Source organism: Pseudomonas sp. E141 (genome assembly GCF_052659885.1).
Genome location: NZ_CP084024.1, coordinates 3,062,120 through 3,084,325, shown reverse-complemented (window position 1 = coordinate 3,084,325; position 22,206 = coordinate 3,062,120). Strand labels below are relative to the sequence as shown.

Annotated in this window: 19 protein-coding genes; 10 read left to right on the top strand and 9 right to left on the bottom strand. The window is 59.8% G+C overall.

Translation table 11 applies throughout. The features are described 5' to 3' along the window. Positions 1–34: 34 nt before the first annotated feature. From GKKCFE_RS13755 to ilvD, 6 genes are all read right to left on the bottom strand, one after another. Positions 35–1,264, bottom strand: a complete 1,230-nt coding sequence (locus GKKCFE_RS13755) for an OprD family porin (protein WP_445576639.1) — start codon at positions 1,262–1,264, stop codon at positions 35–37. A 119-nt stretch (positions 1,265–1,383) separates the two neighbouring features. Then, a complete protein-coding gene (locus tag GKKCFE_RS13750; protein ID WP_047225575.1) occupies positions 1,384–2,748 on the bottom strand; it encodes an MFS transporter in 1,365 nt (454 codons plus the stop codon). Between the two features lie 82 nt (positions 2,749–2,830). Next, the gene (locus tag GKKCFE_RS13745) at positions 2,831–4,108 is read right to left on the bottom strand and encodes an FAD-dependent oxidoreductase (protein ID WP_047225576.1); all 1,278 of its coding nucleotides are present in this window, start codon (positions 4,106–4,108) and stop codon (positions 2,831–2,833) included. A gap of 91 nt (positions 4,109–4,199) precedes the next feature. Continuing rightward, positions 4,200–4,682, bottom strand: coding sequence for an aconitase X swivel domain-containing protein (locus tag GKKCFE_RS13740; RefSeq protein WP_445576638.1), 483 nt, complete (start codon positions 4,680–4,682; stop codon positions 4,200–4,202). After that, a complete protein-coding gene (locus GKKCFE_RS13735) occupies positions 4,679–5,962 on the bottom strand; it encodes an aconitase X (RefSeq protein WP_047225578.1) in 1,284 nt (427 codons plus the stop codon). Before GKKCFE_RS13735 ends, GKKCFE_RS13740 begins: the two co-directional genes overlap by 4 nt. Continuing rightward, positions 5,959–7,671, bottom strand: a complete 1,713-nt coding sequence (gene ilvD, locus GKKCFE_RS13730) for a dihydroxy-acid dehydratase (protein WP_445576637.1) — start codon at positions 7,669–7,671, stop codon at positions 5,959–5,961. Before ilvD ends, GKKCFE_RS13735 begins: the two co-directional genes overlap by 4 nt. Positions 7,672–7,793: 122 nt before the next feature. Between ilvD and GKKCFE_RS13725 the strand changes: the two genes are divergently transcribed. The 3 genes from GKKCFE_RS13725 to GKKCFE_RS13715 all read left to right on the top strand — a co-directional run bounded on the left by GKKCFE_RS13725 (position 7,794) and on the right by GKKCFE_RS13715 (position 11,881). Beyond that, a complete protein-coding gene (locus GKKCFE_RS13725) occupies positions 7,794–8,726 on the top strand; it encodes a LysR family transcriptional regulator (protein ID WP_047225580.1) in 933 nt (310 codons plus the stop codon). Between the two features lie 102 nt (positions 8,727–8,828). Then, entirely contained in the window at positions 8,829–10,070 is a 1,242-nt protein-coding gene (locus GKKCFE_RS13720; protein WP_445576636.1) for a thiolase family protein, read from the top strand. Between the two features lie 56 nt (positions 10,071–10,126). Further along, on the top strand, positions 10,127–11,881 hold the full coding sequence (locus tag GKKCFE_RS13715; RefSeq protein ID WP_445576635.1) for an acyl-CoA dehydrogenase: 1,755 nt from the start codon (positions 10,127–10,129) through the stop codon (positions 11,879–11,881). Between the two features lie 36 nt (positions 11,882–11,917). On the opposite strand, the gene GKKCFE_RS13710 is transcribed toward GKKCFE_RS13715, so the two are convergent. The 3 genes from GKKCFE_RS13710 to GKKCFE_RS13700 are packed head-to-tail and all read right to left on the bottom strand — an operon-like array spanning position 11,918 to position 14,782. Then, the gene (locus GKKCFE_RS13710; protein WP_445576634.1) at positions 11,918–13,312 is read right to left on the bottom strand and encodes a sensor histidine kinase; all 1,395 of its coding nucleotides are present in this window, start codon (positions 13,310–13,312) and stop codon (positions 11,918–11,920) included. Continuing rightward, positions 13,281–13,967 (bottom strand): response regulator transcription factor, encoded by a 687-nt coding sequence (locus tag GKKCFE_RS13705; RefSeq protein WP_139049834.1) that lies wholly within the window; start codon positions 13,965–13,967, stop codon positions 13,281–13,283. Before GKKCFE_RS13705 ends, GKKCFE_RS13710 begins: the two co-directional genes overlap by 32 nt. Then, positions 13,967–14,782 carry a MipA/OmpV family protein gene (locus tag GKKCFE_RS13700; RefSeq protein WP_445578020.1) on the bottom strand — a complete coding sequence of 272 codons (816 nt, stop codon included), beginning with the start codon at positions 14,780–14,782 and terminating at the stop codon, positions 13,967–13,969. The genes GKKCFE_RS13705 and GKKCFE_RS13700 overlap by 1 nt, the downstream gene beginning before the upstream one ends. A gap of 331 nt (positions 14,783–15,113) precedes the next feature. Here GKKCFE_RS13700 and GKKCFE_RS13695 point away from each other — a divergent pair, with 331 nt between their 5' ends. From GKKCFE_RS13695 to GKKCFE_RS13665, 7 genes are all read left to right on the top strand, one after another. Beyond that, on the top strand, positions 15,114–15,818 hold the full coding sequence (locus GKKCFE_RS13695) for a heavy metal response regulator transcription factor (protein WP_047225586.1): 705 nt from the start codon (positions 15,114–15,116) through the stop codon (positions 15,816–15,818). Next, a complete protein-coding gene (locus tag GKKCFE_RS13690; protein ID WP_047225587.1) occupies positions 15,818–17,191 on the top strand; it encodes a heavy metal sensor histidine kinase in 1,374 nt (457 codons plus the stop codon). Before GKKCFE_RS13695 ends, GKKCFE_RS13690 begins: the two co-directional genes overlap by 1 nt. A gap of 134 nt (positions 17,192–17,325) precedes the next feature. Beyond that, the gene (locus GKKCFE_RS13685) at positions 17,326–17,586 is read left to right on the top strand and encodes a DUF2790 domain-containing protein (RefSeq protein WP_083714399.1); all 261 of its coding nucleotides are present in this window, start codon (positions 17,326–17,328) and stop codon (positions 17,584–17,586) included. Positions 17,587–17,630: 44 nt separating this feature from the next. Next, complete coding sequence (locus GKKCFE_RS13680; protein WP_047225589.1) at positions 17,631–18,686, top strand: oxidoreductase; 1,056 nt, start codon at positions 17,631–17,633, stop codon at positions 18,684–18,686. 69 nt (positions 18,687–18,755) lie between these two features. Next, the gene (locus GKKCFE_RS13675; protein WP_445578019.1) at positions 18,756–20,081 is read left to right on the top strand and encodes an NTP/NDP exchange transporter; all 1,326 of its coding nucleotides are present in this window, start codon (positions 18,756–18,758) and stop codon (positions 20,079–20,081) included. A gap of 322 nt (positions 20,082–20,403) precedes the next feature. After that, positions 20,404–21,816 (top strand): acyclic terpene utilization AtuA family protein, encoded by a 1,413-nt coding sequence (locus GKKCFE_RS13670; protein WP_445578018.1) that lies wholly within the window; start codon positions 20,404–20,406, stop codon positions 21,814–21,816. Then, on the top strand, positions 21,816–22,124 hold the full coding sequence (locus tag GKKCFE_RS13665) for a DUF4387 domain-containing protein (protein WP_047225592.1): 309 nt from the start codon (positions 21,816–21,818) through the stop codon (positions 22,122–22,124). The genes GKKCFE_RS13670 and GKKCFE_RS13665 overlap by 1 nt, the downstream gene beginning before the upstream one ends. The last annotated feature ends 82 nt before the right edge of the window (positions 22,125–22,206 follow it).

Sequence of the window (22,206 nt, the reverse complement as noted above, 5' to 3'; positions counted from 1 at the left end):
AAGACCCAAGTGAGCGTGTTCCGGCTTGCCGGGTTCACCACAATTTCCAGGTGTAACCGACGATCAGGCGATTTTCATCGAGCTGCTGGGTCAGACCATCCCCAGAGCGGTACGTGACGTTGCGCCAGCGCAGGTTCAGGCCCTTCAGGGCACCGCTCTGGAAGACGTAGGTCAGGTCGGTATCACGTTCCCACTCACTGCCGTCGTTGACCGTACTGGTGCGGATATCGCTGCCTTTCACATATCGGGTCATGAACGTCAGGCCTGGCATGCCGAGGGCGGCGAAGTCATATTCGTAACGCAGTTGCCAGGATTTCTCGTTGGCCTTGGTGAAGGGGTTATAGGTGACGAGGTTCGCCACATACGGAGTACCGGTGTCGATCACGGGGAACACACTGTCTCCGGATAGGTGCTGGAACGCGGCGGCGAATCGCTGGGCCCCGACGGTCAGGGTGAACATGCCATTGAAGTTGCGGTTGTCGATCTTCCCGGCCTTTGCCGCGCCTGTGTCGCTACTGTCGACGTAGCGCAAATCGGAGCGCAGGCTCATGCCTTCTCCCAGTGGCAGTACGTGAATCACTCCGGAAAAGTGCTGGCGGTAGATGTCCTGCAGCTCACCCCGGTGGTAGCGCAGGGTCAGGTTCTTGCCCAGCGTATAGTCGCCGCCGAGCAGGTCCAGATGATCGCTGCTCTGGCCGGCGTAGCTGATGTCGTCATTACTGGAAGAGTCGCGGCCGTTGGCCGCTGTCAGTCTTGCTGCGGTGACGGTCAGGTTCTCGACTTCGTTCGACGTCAGGTAGGCACTGGTGAAGGTCGAGGGCAATAGTCGGGTGTCGCTGTAATACGCCAGCGGGTGAATCGGCATCAGGGTCCCTACCTTGAGCCGGGTCTGGGATAGACGCATTTTTGCGGTCAGCCCCAGTTCGCTGTACTCGTCGACAGGCTGGTTGCTGTCGGGCCCGTAGGGCAACAGTGCGGTGCCCCGTCGACCTCGGCCCGAGTCGAGCTTGATCCCCAGTTCACCCAAGGCGTCGAGACCAAATCCAACGGTACCTTCGGTGTAGCCAGACTGAAGTTCGGCGAAGAAACCTTGGGTCCATTCTTCGGCCTTGGCCTGGGGGGCGCCACTCTGGCGAAAGTCGCGATTGAGGTAAAAATTGCGCGTGGTCAACGTCGCGCTGCTGTCCTTGAGAAAGTCTGCCTGGGCGTAGCTGCCGTGGCAGAAGAGGGCAAATGCGGTGAAGATGGCTAGATTCCTGTTCATTTTTTTATTGCTCTCAGGAGAGGGAATACGATTATTCAGGGCGAGTTTTGCCTGACCGCGTCGGTGACGACGCGGCGCAGCAGGCGTGGCTCAAGGTGTTGTGAATCAGAGGCAGGCGGTCACGTCTGTGACGGGGCGGGCAATGGATCCACCGCAAGGTCGTGGCGGGTCAGGTGACCGATCGCGAATGCACAGGCGGCCAGCATTGCCGGACATATGGCCAGGACCAGGAAGCTCTTGACCACTGGCATTCCGCTGTTCAGTACATAAGCGCCCAGCAATGGGCCGAGGATCGAGCCGATCTTGGCGATCGAGGTGGCCCAGCCCGCGCCATTGGCGCGGATAGCGCTGGGGTAGAAGACCCCGGCGATACTGAGGATTCCATAGTGGGAGCCTTTGACGAACACGGCCCCGACCAGGCTCAGCATCAGGAACGCGGTGCCCTGCATGCCGGTGATGCCCAATACCAGCAGGAAAGGCAATGCCAGCAGCGGATAGATCATCACCATGTAAGGGCCGCGGGTATCGACGAAACGCATCATCGCCAAGCCCGCCATTGCGCCGCTGAACGAGGCGATCGAACTGACCCACGAAGCTGTCGCGCGGTCAAAGCCTGCGTACTGATAGACCAGTGGACTCCACGAGGCGAGAAAGTACATGGCCATGGAACTGGCGGAGTAGCCCAGCCAGATCATCGGGGTAACCCATTTCAGGCGGCCGATAAACAGCTGGCTGACCCGAAATTCCTTGCGGCCCAGATCCGGCTCGTCCAGTAGGACGAAGCGGTCGCCAGGTCGCACATCCAGGCTCGAATCCATACGCTTGAGCGTTGCCGTGATTTTTTCCGGGCCTTTGCGTTTGCTGGCCAGAAACCGCACCGATTCGGGCAGGGTGAAAAACAGGAGCACGCTGGCGGCCAGGGTCAGTACACCGCCGAACACGAACACGCCCTGCCAACCGATATGCGGCGCCAGCCAGACGGTGATCGGGCCGGCCATCGCGCTGCCCAGGCTGAATCCGACCATGATGATGGTCACCACCGTCGAGCGATAACGCTTGGGTACGAACTCAATGTTCAAGGCCCAGCACAACGGCAGCATGGCACCTAAGGCAAAGCCGTTGAGAAAGCGCAGGACCATCAGCGATTCATAGCTGTTGGCCAAGGCAAACAGCAAGGTCAACACGCCAAATGAGCAGGTGGAAAGAAGAATGGTGGGACGCCGCCCGATTCGGTCACCCAGGTAGCCGAAGAAGAATCCACCGAGCATCATTCCCAGCAGGCCGATGGAGAAAATCTCACCCAGCTGGATCTTGTCCAGACCGACCTCATCGGCAATGTAGGAGGCCGTGTGCGACAGCACCAGCAAATCGAAACCATCGAGGAAGGTGATCAGAACCGAGACCAGAATCACCACGTAGTTGAAGCGTGAAAGTTTGCGACCTTCTATAAGCGCCGCTACGTCCAGGGTGCGGGACTGTGACATGTGCGTTCTCCACTGCATTTTTTATTTTTGTTGGAGTGGCGCCCCCCCTATGGATGGTGGGCGCGTCGAACTGCTTTAAGCACTATTCCAGATTGAACGCCAGCCGCTCGCGCAATGCCGGGGCAGGTATATCACTCAACCTGCCATCGGGGCCCGCGAGGTCCAGCGCGTGGGCCGCAGCGGCCCCCATTGCGATACAGGGGCCCATCACCCGGACACTCGACAGCGCGGCCGCATCGGCGTCGATGCAGCGACCGGCCACGACCAGGTTATCGCTGCCTTGGGCAAGCATGCTGCGCAACGGCACACTGTGAACGTGATCGTCACCAAAGGGCTCCCACTGGTAACCGCTGGTATTGCCGTGCAATTCCACCGGCCAGGAGGTGCGAGCTACCGCATCCGGGAATATCGTCGCCGCCCGCACTTCGTCAGTCGTCAGATGGTGATGTCCGACGATCCAGCGCGTCTGGCGAATACCTGGCAGCGCGTACGCCCGTACCTTGGCCTTGCTGTAGGCCTCGGGGTATTCCGACTTGAGGAAGTTGATCACCTGGTCCACCTGCTGGCGTCCGGCGATCGCGACATGGGAAGCGGCCACCGGATCCAGAGGCGTTTCGATGTGAGTCATGTTGAAGGCTGCGGTGCCACGGCCGGGGAACTGAAAGAACAGTCCGTCGTCGCGTTCGATACCGTAGCTTTTGGCTTTTTGTTTGACCCGTTCGGTGAACTGCGCGCGGGTGGGCAAGTACGCTTCATTGATATGCTCAAGGACGAACATCTGGGTGCCATAGATGGGGGTGTCCGGCTCGCGACAGGCAAGTCCGGCATTCCAGACTAACGCCGCGTCTCCGCTGGCGTCGATAAAGCCGTTGGCTGCGACACGCACATCGCCGTAGCGAGTGGCCAGTTCCACTTCGCGGATCCGCGGACCTTCGCGCACGACATCGCGTAACACCGCACCGAGCACCACGGTGATCCCGGCGTCGAGCACTTTCTGGCCAATCCATCGACCCAAGGCAACTTCGTCGTAGTAAACAACAGTCGTCAGGGGGCCAATGGCCTGGTGCAAGTCCCCCGAGGCGCCCAGGTCACGCAGGATATCGTCGGCGATTCCGTGGGTCAGCAACCGGCGGTTCGGACCATTGGAGAACAGCCCGCAGAAGGTCCCGATAATTGAGCCGACCGCCTGGCCGCCGAGCATCGGCAGGGCATCGAACAGCACTACGCGCTTGCCGAGCGCAGCGGCCTCCAGAGCGGCGGAAATACCGGAAATACCCGCGCCGGCAATGCATACGTCGGCCTGCAAGCGTTGAGCGGTGGGGGCGCTGGTACGGCGTACCGTGCGAATGACATGAGCCATAAAACTACCTTTGAGATGTAAAAAGGGCAGCCGATCCCGAGCCCGATGACCAAGGGTCACGGGGGCGGTTGTTGCGGCTGGCAGATTCCGGTTACGACAGGTCCCGCGTTCGCTCCGACCCGGTCGGGTGTTGCGATACGAACTGGTCGGTTTGCAGCTGACGCGGAGTCACTTCAACGGTCCCGGCGTCGGCGTCGACGCGAACCCAATCCCCGGTTTGAATCCGGCTCAACGGGTCTTCGGTGAAGTCGGTCATGGCGGGCGCATGGACGACCACGGCGCCAAGGCCCATTTTTGCGGTCATTTCGTTGAACAACATGGCGCCAGGGGCGACGCCGGCGAGACGGGCGATATGGAACTGCGAAGACCAGCCGGACGAGCCTTTGGCGCCGGGAAACACCAGCACTTTGCCGGCGAAACTGATGCCCTTGAGTTCGTGACGGGTCTCGATGACGGTGCCGCTGCGCGGGTCGATACCGCCCCAGCCGGAGATGCGGTCCCGGGTCACCAGGGCCTCGCCTTCGAAACAGCCGCCGAAGACCTTGCGGCCTTTGAGGGTGAAGGTTGTGCTCATCTCAATACTCCTTTCCAACGGCCCTCGATGGCGGCCTGGACGCAATCGGCGGTGCTACCGAACCACGCCTGGATACCCATGATCGCCGGCAGGTAGTGCGCCTGTTTGGCCGAATCGACTGCCGCCACCCGCGTGCCCGTGGGAAGTACCTTGCCAATGGCTGAGCAGGTATCGGTCATCAGATGCCCGCCGGCCTGTTCGATGATGCGGGTGTAGCCGGCGACGTCGGCCAGTTGTTTGATCGACGCCGCCGTAAATATCCAGAGCTCGGTATTCGGACTCAGGCGTTGGCCTTCCAGCAATTGGCAGACCTCCCAGATCTGTTCGAGGCTGTAGTGCGGGCAACCGAGCATCACGAAGTCAATCTCGTCATCGCGAGCGGTGATATTGACTTGCTCGTAGGCCCAGCGCCGTTCGGCCTCGCCGAAGCGCATTGCGGCCAGGGGAGGGGACGCGCCAAACGCCTGCTCGCTGGTTTGGGCTTCAGGCGTCACCCCAACCAGGTGATACATCTCCACTCCACCGCTGGAAGCCGCCGCCGCCCCGAAGTGCTTGAGGCGAGCCAGGTTGGGTTGGTGACTCACGCCTTGGATGACCGGGATGCGGTCCTGCACCTGCTCGCCGACCCAGTAGCCGAGCAATCCCCAGTCCGCCGTGGTACTCACGTCTATGTCCAGCTGGATCAGGTGGGTACCGCGACGGTTTTCCTCGATGTGCAGGCCCCAATAGGGGATCTTGCCGGTCAGCATCGCCGCGCCCGTGCTTTCCCGGCCTTCGGCATTGGTGCGGGCACCGAGTACCGAGTTGATATAGATCACCGCAGAGGATTCCATCCATGCGCAGTGTTCGCCTTTTACCGGCACGTTGCCGACTTGATAAGGCGTACAGGTATTCAGGGGTTGTACCCCCAGACCGCTGCTGTAAGCCTGACCTGTTTCATAGATGCGGACCACGTCTGGCGAGATGCCTTGGCGTACAGCGTGCCGGGGGTCGATGCCTTGCTGCAGGTGGCTGCTCGGGACCTTGACCCGAGGAATCTTGACCAATTCGGCGCTGTCGAGGTTGAACTCGCTGAACACCGCATCCATACCGCCATTTTGGTCTGCGTACTGACGCAGAAAGGGCGTGGTGGCTCCGATGGTACCGGCGACATTGCGCGTATCCACCAGACATTGCGCATCCAGGGCTTCGCCATAGCGCACCAGCAACTCCATGGCTTTTTGCACCGCCGGACCTTGATCGCCAGCGAGCATGGCTTTTTCGTCGTCGCGCAACTTCATTGCGGTTGCTCCCCGGGATGGGTGAGATCCAGTGGCTTTATCAACACCGCACCGTGTTCCATGGAGGACACATTGTGGCGGTATATATCCAGCCAACCACCACCGAACTGGGGGGCCGCAGGTATCCAGCGGGCGCGTCGGGCTTGCATTTGTGTTTCGCTGATATTGGCGTCAAGGGTGTTCAGATCCAGGTCGATGTCGATGATGTCCCCGTCTTCCACCAGTGCGAGGGGGCCACCGACGGCTGCCTCAGGAGCCACCTCCGCCACGACCAGGCCTTTGCACACCAGCCCCGAGAGGTGACCGTCAGTCAGCATTGCCACGTGGTCACCCAGCCCGGCCCCGTCAATGGCGAACACTACCTTCGAGGCGCCACCGCCCATGGCGGGCCCGCCCTGTACACCTGCGCCCCGCATGACCACGACATGGCCGGGCTGAATGCGTCCATCCTGCAACGCTTGGATGGCATCGGCGGAGCGCTCGAAGCAGATCGCGGGGCCCTTGAACTGGCGTGGTTTGCGCGGGTCGATGCCGTATTTGACGATGCCGGCCTGCGGGGCAATGTTGCCGCGCAGCATCACGATGGCCGGTTGCGTGGCAAAGGGAGCGTGCAACGGGCGGATCACCTCGTCGTCACTGACGGTCACCCCCTGCAGGTTTTGCGTCAGGGTTTTGCCGGTGACGGTCAGCACGTCACCGTGCAACAAAGGTTCAAGGCGCTTGAGCAGCCCGCGACCACCCCCCGCTGCTTCCATTTGCTCAATGCTGTGTTCGCCCACTGGTCGTACGCCGACCAGCACCGGTATCTTTTTTCCCAGTTCCCTGAAGAGTTGGTACACGTCCACGTCAATGCCACCTTCAGCCGCCACCGCCTGCATATGTTTGATGGTGTTGACCGAGCCTCCGGCGGCGAGAATTGTCGCAACGGCGTTGGCAAAGGCAGCAGGCGTCAGGATGTCGCGTGGTTTGAGATCTTCCTCGATCATTTCCACAATGCGCTTGCCTGCCTGGTGAACGAAATCGAACATCTGCGGGCTATTTGCTGCAATAGGGGAACTGCCGGGCAAGGCCATGCCCAAGGCTTCACATACCAGATGCATGGAGTTGGCTGTGCCCATGCCCGAACAGACCCCAGGACCTCTGATGGCGTTGCGTGCCATGCCGGCCAGTTCCTCGACTGGCAGTTTGCCGGTGACCACGTGCATGGAGCTGATGAATACATCTTCGATATCGACGTGCTGGCCATTGTATTCGCCGCTTGGCTGATATCCGCACACTACGATCAGCGTCGGAATGTTCAACCGGGCTGCGGCCATCAACTGACCGGGTACTGTTTTGTCGCAAGAGGCCAGGCAGATCATGCCGTCGAGCTGAGCGCCTTCGACCGCGACTTCGATGTCATTGGTGATGAGGTCTCGGGCGGCGAGCATATAGGCGCCTCCCGCACCGGCACCGGTGATGAAGTCACTGGGCGCGGCCGTACGAATTTCGAAGGGCAGCGCACCGGCATCGCGTATCGATTGCTTGAGGCTGGCAGCGATACCATCCAGATGACTGAAGCAAATCGCCAGGTTCGAGGACGAGTTCACGATGGCGATTTTCGGTTTTTCCAGCTCGCTCTCCTCAATGCCCAAGGCGCGCCACTGGGCGGCGCGCACAGCCCACAAGTAGGATCCGTAGGGGAAATTACTGCGTAGCTTCTTGGGCATGATTCGCTCCGTTGTTTTTATTAGATGTCGATTCGGTTAATTACCTTAACGATCTTGTACCGAGTCTAGGCTTCGACCTAGAATCCGAAAACCTTATTTTACTTATAGATAAAATCCAAAATATGGATATCAAGGACGTCGATCTCAACCTGCTGAAAGTCTTCGATGCGCTGCGCAAAAAGCAAAGCGTGACCCTGGCCGGTGATCTCATGGGGCTTAGCCAGCCTGCCATGAGCTTCGCGTTGGCCAAGTTGCGCACGCTGTTCGATGACCCATTGTTCATTCGCACTTCACGTGGCATGCAACCTACGGCCAGGGCTCTGCAGATCGCCGAGCCGGTGCAGCGGATTCTGGAGATGGTCAGCAGCGAGGTGTTGCCATCCACCGGTTTCGTTGCCGAACACTCCGAGCGACAACTGGTGCTGTGCATGTCGGATATCGGTGAAATGGTGTTCCTGCCCAGGTTGATGCGAATGCTTGACAGTAAGGCGCCCCAATTAAGAATCCGTACCCTGGCGTTGTCCTCGGAGCAGTTGGAGGAGGGGCTGGATGCCGGCGAGGTGGACGCGGCAATCGGCTATTTTCCGCGCTTGCTCAATACCTCGATCCGGCATCGTGCGTTGTATCGCCATTCGTTTGTCTGCATCGTTCGTCGCGATCACCCCACTATCGGTGACAGCATGAGCGCCGAGCAATACCAGAGCGCAATGCATGTCGCGGTCCAGCCTGACGGGCGTGGAATGAGTGGACTGGATCGTGAGCTGGCGAGCCACGGCATCACCCGTCGAGTGCGTTTCAGCCTGCCACGGTTCATGGGCGTGCCATTTCTGGTGGCCGAGTCCGACATGATCGCCACTGTACCCTTGGCAGTCGGACGCAGGTTTGCCGACATCACCGATGTGCGCCTGGTGCCGCTGCCTTGGGATATTTGCGGATACGACATTCACCTTTACTGGCATACGCGGTTCCATCATGACCCGGCGAACCGCTGGTTGCGACAATCCTTCATTGAATTGCTCGATGACTTTTCTCCCGCAGACCAGATACAGATTTAATAGGTATCGAAAATAGTTAATTGACATAACTAATATGGCCGGTTAGTTTTTTGCTCACCTTCAAGTGCGCAACAAGAGAGCAGAAGCCATGGAACATAGGGCGTGAGCAGTGCAGGGCAATATTCAGCCTTTGTCGATGTAGCGATTTTCGATGCGGTGCGCACCCCCTGGGTTGATCTTGGTGGTGCCCTGGCCCAGGTTTCGCCTATCGATCTTGGGATCAAGGTTGCTCGTGAGGTGCTGGCCCGGGCCGACATCGATCCTCTGGCCGTAGACAGCGTGCTGGCCGGCTCCATGGCCCAAGCCAGCTTTGACGCCTATTTGTTGCCGCGGCACATCGGGTTGTACAGCGGCGTGGCGCAAACGGTTCCTGCGCTGGGGGTACAGCGCATCTGCGCCACCGGCTTTGAGCTGCTGCGCCAGTCTGCTGGACAGTTGCGCGATGACGTTCAGTTAGCCTTGTGCGTGGCCAGTGAATCAATGTCACGCAATCCGATCGCCGCCTACACCCACCGGAACGGGTTTCGTCTCGGTAGCGAGGTGCAATTCAAGGATTTTCTCTGGGAAGCCCTGTACGACCCGGCCCCCGGGGTGGATATGATCGCCACCGCCGACAACCTGGCGCGACGCTATGATCTGTGTCGCGAGGCGGTGGACCGTTATGCGTGCGACAGTCATCAGCGAGCCTTGCAGGCCCAGCGCGCAGGTGCCTGGTGTGAGGAAATCGTCCCCATCGATAACCAAATGTTCGAACTGGAAGGCTATCAGCCAAGGGGCATCAGCCTGCCGCGCGGTACCGGTATCGTCACCCAGGACAGCCATCCACGACCCACTGACTTGTCGGCTCTATCGCGCCTGCGGGCGTTACATGTGGGGGGTGTACAAACCGCCGGTAATAGCTGCGCAGTCGTCGATGGTGCGGCGGCGGCCCTGGTAGGACGAGGCTCGGCCTGCACGCGTGTGCCCTTGGCTCGCTTGCTGGCCAGCGCGGTGGTCGGTGTGGCCCCGGAGTTCATGGGCATCGGCCCGGCACCAGCGATTCGTCTGTTGCTGCAACGCAGCGGATTGAGCCTTGATGACATTGCTCGTTTCGAGATCAACGAAGCCCAGGCGGCCCAGGTACTGGCTGTCGCGCAGGAGTTGGAGCTGGATCATACGAAGCTCAACGTCCAGGGGGGCTCTTTGGCCGTCGGGCATCCACTGGCTGCTACCGGCCTGCGGTTGGTCATGACCCTGGCCAGGCAGTTGCGCCAGCACAATCTGCGCTACGGGATAGCCGCAGCATGTGTGGGCGGTGGCCAGGGCATGGCGCTGTTGATCGAGAATCCGACCTACCACACCTGAGTGTTTGCCCGCCCTGAGTGGCGGGTGGTCTGTTTTATATCCTGACGAGGTGACTTATGTGGAGCTACCAGGCGCCTCTGCGCGATATGCAATTTGTGTTTGAGCACTGGTTGCAGGCGCCCGCCACATGGCGTCGCTGTCAGGCGTTCGATGCGCTTGATCTGCCGCTGGCGATGCAGGTGCTGGAGGAGGCGGGGCGCTTCAGTCAGAACGTGCTGGTCCCGTTGAACAGCAGTGGCGATCGCCAGGGTTGCCGTTGGAGGGCAGGCCATGTCAGTACCCCGGACGGCTTTGCCCGTGCCTATCAGGCCTACGTTGACGGTGGCTGGCCAGCGCTGGCTTGTGGCGAGGCGGTGGGTGGACAGGGGTTGCCGCAATTGCTCGATGCCGCGCTGCAAGAGATGCTCTATGCCAGCAACCATGCCTGGGCCATGTACACCGGCATCGTCTACGGTGCGTACCTGTGCCTCAAGAGCCATGGTGCTCCTTGGCTGCAAGAACGCTATCTGCCCGAGATCGTCAGTGGCCAAACCCTGCCTACCATGTGTTTGACCGAGCCCCAGGCAGGCAGCGATGTCGGTCTGCTGCGCTGTCGCGCCGAGCCTGGCGTAGATGGCAGCTACCGCCTGCATGGTAACAAGCTGTTTATCTCCGGCGGCGAGCACGATCTTACAAAAAATATCTTGCACTTGGTCTTGGCGCGCTTGCCCGATGCGCCGTCGGGCAGTCGCGGCATCTCGCTGTTTCTGGTGCCCAAGCGACTGGACGTTGGCCAGGCCAACGGTGTGCGCTGCGACGGTCTTGAACACAAGATGGGTATCAAGGGAAGTGCCACTTGCTCCCTGGTGTTCGATGGCGCTCAAGGCTGGTTGATCGGTGAAGCCAATCAGGGCCTGGCGGCGATGTTCGTGATGATGAATTCGGCGCGCCTGCATGTCGGCCTGCAAGGCCTGGGGCATGCCGAGGTGGCGTGGCAGAGCGCGAGGAAATATGCCGCCGAGCGCTTGCAGATGCGCGCACCGCTGAGACCCGAAGGGGTGCAAGCGCAGGCTGCCGACCCTATTCACTATCATCCGGCCATGCGCCGGGTGTTGCTGGAGTTGCGCACTGCCAGCGAGGGTATGCGAGCCATTGGCTATTGGGCCGCCCATTTGCTGGATCAGGCCGAACATGCCGTGGATCCACAGACCCGGCAGCATGCCAGTCAACTGGCGCAGCTGTTGACGCCGATCATCAAGGCGTTCTTTACCGAACAGGGTTTCCGCCAAGCCAGCAGCTCCTTGCAAGTGTTCGGCGGTTACGGCTATGTCACCGAGTTCGCCATTGAGCAGACCTTGCGTGACAGCCGCATTGCCATGATCTATGAGGGCAGCAACGAAATTCAGGCCAATGACCTACTGCTGCGCAAGGTGCTGGGAGACCATGGCCAGGCGTTTGGCTTGCTGCTGGCGCAGCTGCGCGAAGAGGCGCGGCTGGGTGGCGACTGGGTTGAGTGCCAGGGGTTCGCCGCGGCCCTGGATAATCTCTGCAACTCGCTGGCGGCTGTGGTCGAGGACGTGGTCGAACGGACACGAGAAGACCGCGAATACCCCTATCGAATCGCAGGGGATTTCCTCCAGTTGTGTGGCGTAACGCTGCTGGCCTTGTCCTGGGCGCGGGCAGCACGGGTCTCCAGGGCATTGCCTGAAACGGATCCGCTACGTGCCGGCAAGTTGCAAAGCGCGGGGTTCTTTTTTGACTACCTGCCGTCCAGGCTGGCACAGCATCTGGCTGCTATCGTGGATGCTCGGGCTGCCTTGGCGTTTATCTGAAGGGCGAGGGCGGGGTGTTCGCACGAGGGCGGGTACTCAAACCCGGATAGGGTCAACCAACCGCTGCGGCCAAGACAACTCAAACAGCAGGCCCGGCTCCGCGCGCTTTGCAGACAACATCCAACCATGGGCCCGGGCAATTTCCTGGCAGATCGTCAGGCCAAGCCCCGCGCCATGATCACGGCGATGTGGCCCACGCCAGAAGCGCGTGAACAGGTGCGGCAATTGCTCGCGATCAACGCCGGGGCCCCAATCGCGCACCCTGAGTGCGCCCGCGCTGACGTGCATCCTGACCTCAGTACCGCGGGGGGCGTGTTGAATGGCATTTTCCAGCAGGTTCTTGAGCAACGTGAAGAGCGCGCTTCGATCGGCCTGCCATTGGCCGCCGTCAGGCGTTTCGTCAACCAGAACAAGACGTATGTCGACGGCCTCGGCCATACGCTGCAGATAGCCGCAGGCTTCCCTGGCGACATCGGCTATTTCCACTGTGGCAAAACTGTAATTCTGAACCTCACTGGCTTCGGTCAGGAGCAGCAGTTGCTGGACTTGCCGTGTCATATGCGCCACATCATCGAGCAGGGCATTGTGCGCGTGACTGTCTTGCATCAGTTCGATTTGCGCGCGAATCAGCGCCAGCGGTGTTTTCAACTCGTGCGCGGCGGTTGCAAGAAACTCCTGCTGGACACGATAACCTCGCTCCAGGCGCGCAAGCGCCTGGTTGAAGCTGGTGACCAGCGGCTCGACCTCGGACGGCACGGTTTTTACCTGCAACCGCGAGTGCAGGGAGCGAGGGGAGATGGCCGCCGCTGACTCCGACACTTCACGCAAGGGTTTGAGGGTGTAGCCCAACGTGAAATAAGCGCAGGCGCCGAAGACGAACAGCAGCACCAGGCTGAACAGCGCGATCCCGGCCCCCATGAATGGCAAGGCAAATCCCCCATGGAGCAAATCCATTAGCCTTTCGCTGGCGGAAAATTGCAGATACCAGGTCTTGCCTTGGTGCTCGACAGCCGCGGTGGCAGCGTACATGACGATGCCTTCACGTTCGAACTTGAATCTCGGTTGTTGCGATGGAGGATTCGATGCGACTGAAGACCAGAACGTCGCGTCGGTGGAGGTCAGGACCACATTGCCCGTTGAATCCAGCACGCGGTGGCCGATTTCCCGCCCCAGGCTATCGAAGGTCCAGACTCGGTCACCCTCGCTGCTGTCGAAGCCGTTGGGCCGGCCAGTGGCATCGAACTGGAGCTTGCCGGCCAGTTCATGGGTGCGCTCGGCGACGTCGGTGGTCAATAAAATATCGCTCTTTGAGGTGACGAGCGCGAGCACCCCTAATGCAATCAGCAGAATGCTCAACCCTACGCCGACCACGTAGGCGAGCAGCACCTTGAAGCTGATGCTATTGCGCCACGTCCTCTTGACGAAGGGCATAACCGAGACCTCTGAGGTTGATGATTCGTTGGCGGGAGCCGATGGCAAGCAGCTTGCGGCGGATCCGGTGAAGGGCCACATCCAGTGCGTTAGGCGTCACAGCTTCGCTCAAGCCCCAACCTGCCGCTTCTATCGCGGCGCGACGCACGATTTCTCCTGGCTTTCGCAATAGCAACAGCATGATCTGCATTTCCGCCGGCGCGAGAGGAATGCTTTGGCCGGCACAACACATGATGCCGGTATCGGGTTGCAGGCTCAGGTCACCATGACTCGGCGCGAGTGGACGACAGTCCACGGGACGCCTTAGCAACGCCCGCACACGCGCGACCATCTCATCCATGGCGAATGGCTTGGGCAGATAGTCATCTGCTCCAGCATCCAGGCCTGCGACACGGTCGTGCAGCGCGTCGCGCGCCGTGAGAACAAGGCAGGGCAAGCCAAGCCCGGCGTTGCGCAAGCGCTGCAACAAGACGAGCCCGTCGCCGTCCGGCAAGCCGCGATCAAGAATCAGCGCCTGGTAAGGGACCCGCCCGATAGCCGCCCACGCGCCATCGATGCGGTTGACCACATCGACGGCGATGCCGGCGCTCGCCAGGCCTTTGCACACCAGATGCGCCAATCGCTCGTGGTCTTCGACCAGCAGAATACGACTCATCAGAAGCGGTACAGGTAGCCGAAGAGCACGCTGTTGTCGGTAGAACGGTCTACCAGCGGGCTCTCCTTGATCTCATCGGCGAGGCGGGTGGCCTTGACGTCAAGGAACACGGAATGATGGTCATCGAACATATAGTTTCCACGAACGCCAAGTTCGGTATTGAGGCCGGATTTTCCATCATAGGCCGCTCGATCAATGCGAGCTTCACTTTCGCGAACACCAAAATAATAATCAACGTACTTTTGGTCCTGCCATATCGCCGCCACTCGTGGCGTGAGGGTGAGGTGTTCACCCCATTGCCAGGATCTCTCAAGACCCAGGGTGAAGCGCTGGCCCTTGCTGTTGCCCGATACGTCCGTCAGCCACTGGGCGCTGACATCGGCCAGAGGGTTGCGCCACCGCACCTTGGCGCCCGCCCAGAAGCCCCCTTTACGATCACTCATGCCATCCAGGAAGCGGGCATCGTCGTCGTCATAACCACTGAAGTCGTATTCACCGACGATGCTCAGATCCAGTTGCTGGGAGTCGTTGAGAGTGAAACCCGGCAGCTTGATCTCGGCGGTAGGGCCGAATACTCGTACGTAGTCATTTTCAAAGTAGATCAATGGTATGGCCTGAGTTTCACGGTCGACGCCCTTGTACGGCTGCTGGCTGCTGACCGCCCCGATGCCAAGGCCCCAGGATGACGTCGACTCGGCGTTTGCCGACTCAGCGGCGAGCGCGACCATGGATGAGCACAGACCGAGCACCAAGGCTTGGGTGGTGGCAGTCAACCGGATCGCACTTGAAACGGTAGACAGGGGCGTGCAATGCATGGGGTTCTCCAGATCGATAGGATGAAAGCGACCCTATCGTCGAAAAGTTCTTCTTACTGGACACTTACCCATCAACCGACATCGATCCCTTCCTGGTAAGAGTCGCCAAGGATTCCCTATCCGATAGTGGGCACCGGTGCCCTGCAGCCCTTTGAATATGCTTGTCAGTCGATTCTGACAAGAATGTCAGCAAGTGGTCAGTTTGCGGACACCTTGATTGTCTAGACTGGTGGAGGGTAGCTACAGGCTACTTTGCAGGTCGTGTGCAAAAATTACCCAAATCTGGATCCCTGATTGCCCGGTTGTCCCGCTTCCCGAGAGGAGTTACCTGATGCGCTTGCTCATCGTCGAGGACGAAGAAAAGACGTCCTCCTATGTGCATCGTGGCCTGAGTGAGCTCGGCTACATTGTCGATGTGGCGAGTAACGGCATCGATGGGCTGCACTATGCGCTGGAAATGGACTATGACGTCGTGATCCTGGATGTCATGTTGCCGGGCAAGGACGGTTACAGCGTGCTGGAGGGTTTGCGCCAGCAGAAGAAAACCCCGGTCATCATGTTGTCGGCCAGGGGGACGGTGGATGATCGCGTTCGCGGGTTGCGCGAGGGCGCTGATGACTACCTAGGCAAACCTTTTTCCTTTGCCGAACTGGTCGCCCGCGTTCAGGCATTGATCCGTCGTCGCACCGCCGACACGGCTGACCTGACCCATCTGCGCATCGACGACCTGGAGGTCGACCTGCAGGCGCGCAAGGTGACCAGGGCCGGGCTGCGGCTGGATCTGACGGCCAAGGAGTTTTGTCTGTTGAGCCTTCTGGCGCGGCACCAGGGAGAGATTCTTTCCAAACTGATGATTGCCGAGCAGGTCTGGGACATGAATTTCGACAGTGACGCCAACGTGGTCGAGGTTGCGATCAAGCGCGTCCGGGCCAAGGTCGATGTGCCTTATTCGCGCAAACTGCTGCATACGGTCCGGGGCATGGGCTATGTACTGGAAAGTCGTGAAGCCGATGCCAGTCAAGGCAGTACCCGGTGATGAAGGGGTCGATAGCCAAGCGGCTGGCATTGATGTTTGCGCTGGCGGTCTTGCTGATCATCTCTATCAGCGCGACGCTTCTGCGCTGCTCATTGAAGACATCGCTCGAAGATCAGATGCAAAACGAGTTGATCCTGCGCCATTCCGTACTTGATCCCGTGCTCACAAAATACGATTCACCGGCATTCTGGGTCGGCTTGCGTGAAAAGCTCGATGGCCTGACGCCCACGGATCAGCGGGTGCGTTATTGGGTCCTGGTTGACGACCCGGCCTACAGCTATGGCGGAGCGATGCCGGACGGCCAGGATTGGTCGAAGCGCCCGGATGGATTTTTCAGCATGGCGATACCTGAACGGGATCGTCCCATGGTGCTGCAAGTCAAGACCATCTCTGCCATGGGTAACCGCCCGGAGTTGCGCTTTATCGTGGGGCTCGATTCAACGCCGTTCATGAAGACCCTGGACCATTTCACCAAGACGCTGATCCTGACTTCGGCGCTGGGCATCGTACTGGTCGCACTGCTGGGTTACTGGATCGCGCGTTTCGGCCTGGGGCCGGTCAGGCGCCTGAGCCGTCAGGCCAACAGCCTGCCGCCGGGTGATTCAAAGCAGCGACTGGACACCGAGGCACTGCCCGACGAGTTACAGGAACTGGCGGTGTCGTTCAACGGGGCCCTGGCTCGCCAGGAGGCCGCCTGGTGCCAGCTCGAAGGGTTCAATGCCAATGTCGCCCATGAGCTGCGAACGCCGCTGACCAACCTGATCGGGCAGACCCAGGTCGCGTTGGCCCACGGGCGTGATGTGGCTGAGCTTCAGGATCTGCTGCAATCGAATCTGGAAGAGCTTGAGCGCATGGGCACCATCGTCAATGACATGCTGTTCCTGGCGGGCGCCGAAAGCGGGCAGCGTGCGACCGAGCTCAGTGATGTCTCGCTCTACGAGGAGGCGTCCAAGACGGTGGAATACCTGGAGCCTGTCTTGCACGACAAACAGTTGGACGTGGTGATCAAAGGCGACATGCGCGTATGCATCGACCGACGCCTTTTTCACCGCTCTTTGGCCAATCTGCTGCAAAACGCGGCGCGATACGCGGTGCCGCAGAGTACCATTACTGTAAGCCTGGAACGTCTTGGCGCGCAGGCCAAGGTAAGTGTTTCCAATGCGGGTGAGCCCATTGACGAGGTGCACCTGCAGCGCTTGTTCGAGCGTTTCTATCGCGCCGATGTCGCCCGGGCGCGAAGCGACGCACACCATGGCCTGGGGCTTTCCATTGTGCGGGCAGTAGCGTCCATGCACGGTGGCCGTGTGTTCGCCCACAGCAAGGATGGCTTCAATACCTTCGGATTCTCCCTGACCAGCCAGGCAGCCCGTTAGTCGCCGTCAACCGATGGCCGGCGTGGCTCGCCGGCGTTTGACATCTTCCTGTCAGTCAGCAGTCACCTTGACGTCAGTCACCTCCCCCTAGAGTGCTACGACCATCCCGGTAAAGGACAGTCGTGGAGTCCACTATGAACATTCAAAACGTGTCGATCGCCAGTCTTCTGGCATTCATCACTCTGAGCGGTTTGCCTCTGTTCGCCGAAGAGAAAGCGGATGTGCCTGCCTACGAATATGGCATGCCGCTGGATATCGCCAGGGTCATCCGCATTGAAGAACCGGAGTCGCGGGTGTGCGAGGTCGTGCGCGCAAAGATGACCTACGTGAATACACAAGGGGTCACAGAGCGCGTCAGCTTTCTGAAGCAGTCTGAGGTGTGCGTGCTCCAGTGACCGTTCGGCAGTGCTGGTTCTTCATCCAAATAGAGAGTTCAACCATGTGCATCAGAACAGCAGCAACCGAAACGGGCCTTTCAAATAACCTGAGCCGACTGGTGAAGCTGGCTCGAACACTGACCGTTGGCGCCGTGCTGCTAAGCGCGGTCAGTATCGATGCGTCCAGCCGCGTCGCGCCGAAACCGGACTGGTCGACCCGCGACATGCCTTCCCAGGAAGGTCGAATCGTCCTGATCACCGGCGGCACGAGCGGCATGGGGTACGAGGACGCACTGGCACTGGCTCGGGCCGGCGCCGACGTCATCATTGCTGCGCGCAACCCGGAGCGTGGCGCGCAGGCCATCGCGCAAATCAAAACGTCCGTACCCGACGCCAAGGTGCAGTTCGAGGCCGTGGACCTGGCCAATCTTTCATCGGTGCGCAGCCTGGCCCAGCGTCTGAACCAGCGACTGCCGCGCCTGGATGTGTTGATCAACAATGCCGCCGTCATGGCGCCTCCGGAGCGGGGTACCTCCGCGGATGGCTTCGAGCTCCAGTTGGCGACCAACTACCTGGGGCACTTCGCACTGACCGGCCTGCTGGTGCCGTTGTTACGGCAAAGCCAGGACGCTCGCGTGGTGAGCCTTTCGAGCATCGCCGCGGCTCGCGGAACAATGAACTTCAACGACCTGCAGGCTGAGCAGCAGTACCAACCTTTGGCCGCCTACGCGCAGTCCAAGCTGGCCATCCTGCACTGGACTTTTGCCTTGCAGCAGCGCAGCGAGGCCGCAGGTTGGAACATTCGCAGCATCGCTGCGCATCCAGGCGTCGCCGTCACCGAGTTGGTCGCGCGTGGTCCGGGTCTGAACAGCGAGTTCGGCCAGCGATGGGCCAAGGATCGCGACGTATACCATTCAGCTGCCCAGGGGGCGCTGCCCACGCTGTATGCCGCCACCGCGCCTGAGGCGGTTGGCGGTGCCTACTACGGCCCCACCGGCGACGAGGAAAAACGCGGCCCATTGGGCTTCGCCAGGATGCCGCCGGCCGCCACCCATGAGGCGGATGCCGAACGGCTCTGGACCGTCTCCGAGCGACTGACCGGCGTCACCTACCGCTGATCATGCCTTGGGCACGGCAATCCGTTGCGTGCCCACTCTCTTGCCTGTTGTCGCCTTCCAGGAGTCTCCATGAGTGCGCCTTCCTACTTGCATCGACTGAGCCTTGCCGTTAACGCCCGTGACGATGAGCTGCGTCCGGCGCTGTGCGGGTTCTTGTTGTTTCTCTGCCTCTTTACCGGCTACTTCATGCTGCGCCCGATACGTGAATCGATGGGCATCGCGGCGGGCGTGGAGAATCTGCAATGGCTGTTCACTGCCACGTTCCTGGTGATGCTGGCGGCCGTTCCGTTGTTTGCCTGGGTCAGTTCCCGGGTCCCGCGCCTGCGCCTCGTTGATTGGGTGTACGGCTTCTTCGGGATCAACTTGCTGATGTTCGTTGAACTGTTCGAGTTTCAATCGGACAGCGTCTGGCTCGCCCGTACTTTCTACGTATGGATATCGGTTTATAACCTGTTCGTGGTGTCCGTGGCCTGGAGCCTGATGGCGGATGTATTCGACAGTGAACAGGCCAAGCGGCTGTTTGCCTTCATCGCTGCCGGCGCCAGCATCGGCGGTCTGCTGGGGCCGGCCCTGAGCGCGGCGCTTATTGAGGCCATTGGCGCCTCGGGCTTGATGTTTCTGGCCGCGCTGTTGCTGGGTGTCACATTTGTATTGAAGCGGGCGCTGATGGGCTGGCGCGAAAAGGGCGGGGCTGGGCGGCCTGGTGCGGCACCGACGCAAAGCCCCGGGCAGCCACTGCAGGGCAATCCGTTCAGCGGTTTGACGGCGGTGCTCAGGTCACCCTACCTGTTGGGGATCGCCGGGTTCGTCGTGCTACTGGCGACGGTCACCACCTTTCTCTACTTCGAGCAGGCGCGCCTGGTGGCCGAACATTTTCCGAGTCGTGAGGCGCAGGTCCGGGTTTTCGGCACCATTGACTTCATCGTGCAGGCTGGCGCTCTGGTGTCTCAGCTGTTCATCACCGGGCGCATTGCGCCGAAGCTGGGGGTGCGTGCGTTACTGGCGATCGTGCCGCTGCTCATGTGCATCGGGTTCGTGGGTCTTGCGCTGGCCCCCGGCTTCGCACTGCTTGCCGCCCTGATGATCGTGCGGCGAATCGGTGAATACGCGTTCGTCCGGCCGGGCAGGGAAATGCTCTTCGCACCCTTGGATGCCGAGAGCAAGTACAAGGCCAAGAACTTCATCGACACCGTGGTTTATCGCGGCGGTGATGCGCTGAGCGGTTGGGCCAAGAGCCTGCTCGACATGCTGGGGCAGGGCACTGGCCTGGCGGCTCTGATCGGCGCGGGCTGCGCGCTGCTGTGGGCCTATCTGGGATGGCAATTGGGACAGCATGCCGATAACCAGCAGCAGGCACGGGGAGTGGGCGCCAGCGCCAGCGCCGTCGAAACATAACCCGGAGTACACAAAAGGCCACGCGGCGGGAGTGCGCGGGGTGGTTCATCATCGCATGAGTCCTGCCGGTCATCGCGTTCCCGGAATGCGCTGGAGATCAAAGTTTTATTCTGAAAAGTGTGCAGGCTCAGACGAACTTTCAGTGGTGTTGAACTTAATCGATAAAAGTATATTCCGGTCAGCGAATTAATGGAGGCGAATGCTCGGAAAGAATGCCCGGCAACCCATTGGGTAACGGGCCTATATTGATAATTTTTGTCCACTTGTCAACACGATTGCAGCCCTTATTATTGCCTGACTGAGTGAATCGGAAGAGGGTTTTATGGGGCAGGTATTTGAAGGTTGCGTCAAAGTGATCGTTCCTTGTGGTTCATTAGGGGCGGGCGTTCGTGAAGAAGAAATTACTTATGGACTGGTGGCCGGTGCGCAAGCAATTGCCACGGACGCCGGTTCTACCGATAGCGGAGCAGCGTATCTCGCACTTGGAAAATCGAAGAATAACCGTGGGGCGGTCAAACGCGACTTGACGATATTAATGAAGGCGCAGGCCTGGTCCGGGGTGCCGATAATTGTCGGCACGGCAGGACAGGCCGGTGGCGATCTCAACCTGGACTGGACGCGCGATATAGTCCTGGAGGTTGCAGGAGAGTTGGGCGTCACACCAAAGATTGCGCTCATATATTGTGAACAGGACAGGGACAGCGTTAAGCAGTTGAACGCACAGGGGCGTATCAAACCGCTGCCGCCTCACGGTGAGCTCGATGACGCTACGGTGGACAGTTGTGAACACATTGTGGCGGCGCTGGGTGTAGAACCGTTTATTGCCGCGCTTGAAGCAGGCGCCGATATCATTTTGGCGGGTCGTTCGACCGACACGGCGGTCATTGCCTGTTATCCGATCTGGAAGGGCGCGCCCTGGGGGCCGTCCTGGCATGCCGGCAAAACGGGGGAGTGCGGTGTCCAGTGCGCCGTTAATCCGACATTGGGCTCGGGAATATTGCTCAGCGTTGATGCGCAGGGTTTCGACGTTGAGCCATTAAGTAAAGACAATCAGTGCACGCCCCATAGCGTCTCTGCACACATGCTTTATGAAAATAGCGACCCGTTTCGATTGGTGGAACCCGGCGGTATCCTGAACGTCGCACAAGCGCGCTACCAGAAGCTGAACGAGCGAGCCGTTCGTGTCGTAGGGTCTGAATGGGAGACGATGCCCTACACAATGAAGCTGGAGGGCGCCGCGGCCGGTCTCTATCAGACAATCATGTTAGTGGGTATCCAGGACCCCGATGTACTCAATGATATTGATGGGTTTCATGACCGCCTGCTGGAAGCCCTGTACACCCGGACCCGTCAATCCATCCCGCCGCAGGAGTTGGGAGAGTTTCATATCTCGCTGCGAATGTATGGCTGGAACGGCGTCACCGGCGTAAAACCCCCCGTTGGAACTTTGCCTCCGCCGGAAATAGGCATGCTATTTGTCGCCACAGCAGCGACTCAAGAAATGGCAAATACGATTGCCCAAGCATGCAACCCCTACTTTTTTCACTACCCCAGCGTAATGGGCAAGGAATTGCCTTCTTACGGCTTTGCTTTCACCCCAGCTGATATACCTCGTGGTCAGATTTATGAGTTCAAGTTAAATCACGTAGTGCAATTGGAGGACCCATTTGAGTTGGTGCGTATTCAATGGATCGATCTTTCCGAGTCAACATTGGCTGTGAAGGAGTTGAGTTAATGGTTAAGTTGCGTGATGTATGCCGACATGTTCGATCCAAACAAGCCGGACCGTTCTGGATTACCTTCGATATATTTTTTGACGGGCGTGAAAACTTTGAGCGTTACTCACAAAGTGCAGCACTTTCATCGGCGCAATTCGCAAGGCTCTATGGCACCGATCCGGCACGGGTGAAACATATTCCCGTTGCTGACCTGGAAATGGTCAAGATTTCCTACCCTCGCGCTACGCCGCAAGGCGGGATGGTGGAGCGCGACATGCATGCCGGCCAGCAATACGTACGTTTACTCGACGTCATTCTGGACTGAGAACCGCACGCGTCACCTGGCAACAGGTGATGCCGTCGCCGCCATCGGCGCAGACCCAACCCTGGTGCAGAACAGAGGCAAC

Coding starts and splice junctions, on each gene's coding strand:
- GKKCFE_RS13755 (WP_445576639.1), bottom strand. CDS start 1,264: ATGAACAGGAATCTAGCCATCTTCACCGCATTTGCCCTCTTCTGCCAC.
- GKKCFE_RS13750 (WP_047225575.1), bottom strand. CDS start 2,748: ATGTCACAGTCCCGCACCCTGGACGTAGCGGCGCTTATAGAAGGTCGC.
- GKKCFE_RS13745 (WP_047225576.1), bottom strand. CDS start 4,108: ATGGCTCATGTCATTCGCACGGTACGCCGTACCAGCGCCCCCACCGCT.
- GKKCFE_RS13740 (WP_445576638.1), bottom strand. CDS start 4,682: ATGAGCACAACCTTCACCCTCAAAGGCCGCAAGGTCTTCGGCGGCTGT.
- GKKCFE_RS13735 (WP_047225578.1), bottom strand. CDS start 5,962: ATGAAGTTGCGCGACGACGAAAAAGCCATGCTCGCTGGCGATCAAGGT.
- ilvD (WP_445576637.1), bottom strand. CDS start 7,671: ATGCCCAAGAAGCTACGCAGTAATTTCCCCTACGGATCCTACTTGTGG.
- GKKCFE_RS13725 (WP_047225580.1), top strand. CDS start 7,794: ATGGATATCAAGGACGTCGATCTCAACCTGCTGAAAGTCTTCGATGCG.
- GKKCFE_RS13715 (WP_445576635.1), top strand. CDS start 10,127: ATGTGGAGCTACCAGGCGCCTCTGCGCGATATGCAATTTGTGTTTGAG.
- GKKCFE_RS13710 (WP_445576634.1), bottom strand. CDS start 13,312: ATGCCCTTCGTCAAGAGGACGTGGCGCAATAGCATCAGCTTCAAGGTG.
- GKKCFE_RS13705 (WP_139049834.1), bottom strand. CDS start 13,967: ATGAGTCGTATTCTGCTGGTCGAAGACCACGAGCGATTGGCGCATCTG.
- GKKCFE_RS13700 (WP_445578020.1), bottom strand. CDS start 14,782: ATGCATTGCACGCCCCTGTCTACCGTTTCAAGTGCGATCCGGTTGACT.
- GKKCFE_RS13695 (WP_047225586.1), top strand. CDS start 15,114: ATGCGCTTGCTCATCGTCGAGGACGAAGAAAAGACGTCCTCCTATGTG.
- GKKCFE_RS13690 (WP_047225587.1), top strand. CDS start 15,818: ATGAAGGGGTCGATAGCCAAGCGGCTGGCATTGATGTTTGCGCTGGCG.
- GKKCFE_RS13685 (WP_083714399.1), top strand. CDS start 17,326: ATGAACATTCAAAACGTGTCGATCGCCAGTCTTCTGGCATTCATCACT.
- GKKCFE_RS13680 (WP_047225589.1), top strand. CDS start 17,631: ATGTGCATCAGAACAGCAGCAACCGAAACGGGCCTTTCAAATAACCTG.
- GKKCFE_RS13675 (WP_445578019.1), top strand. CDS start 18,756: ATGAGTGCGCCTTCCTACTTGCATCGACTGAGCCTTGCCGTTAACGCC.
- GKKCFE_RS13670 (WP_445578018.1), top strand. CDS start 20,404: ATGGGGCAGGTATTTGAAGGTTGCGTCAAAGTGATCGTTCCTTGTGGT.
- GKKCFE_RS13665 (WP_047225592.1), top strand. CDS start 21,816: ATGGTTAAGTTGCGTGATGTATGCCGACATGTTCGATCCAAACAAGCC.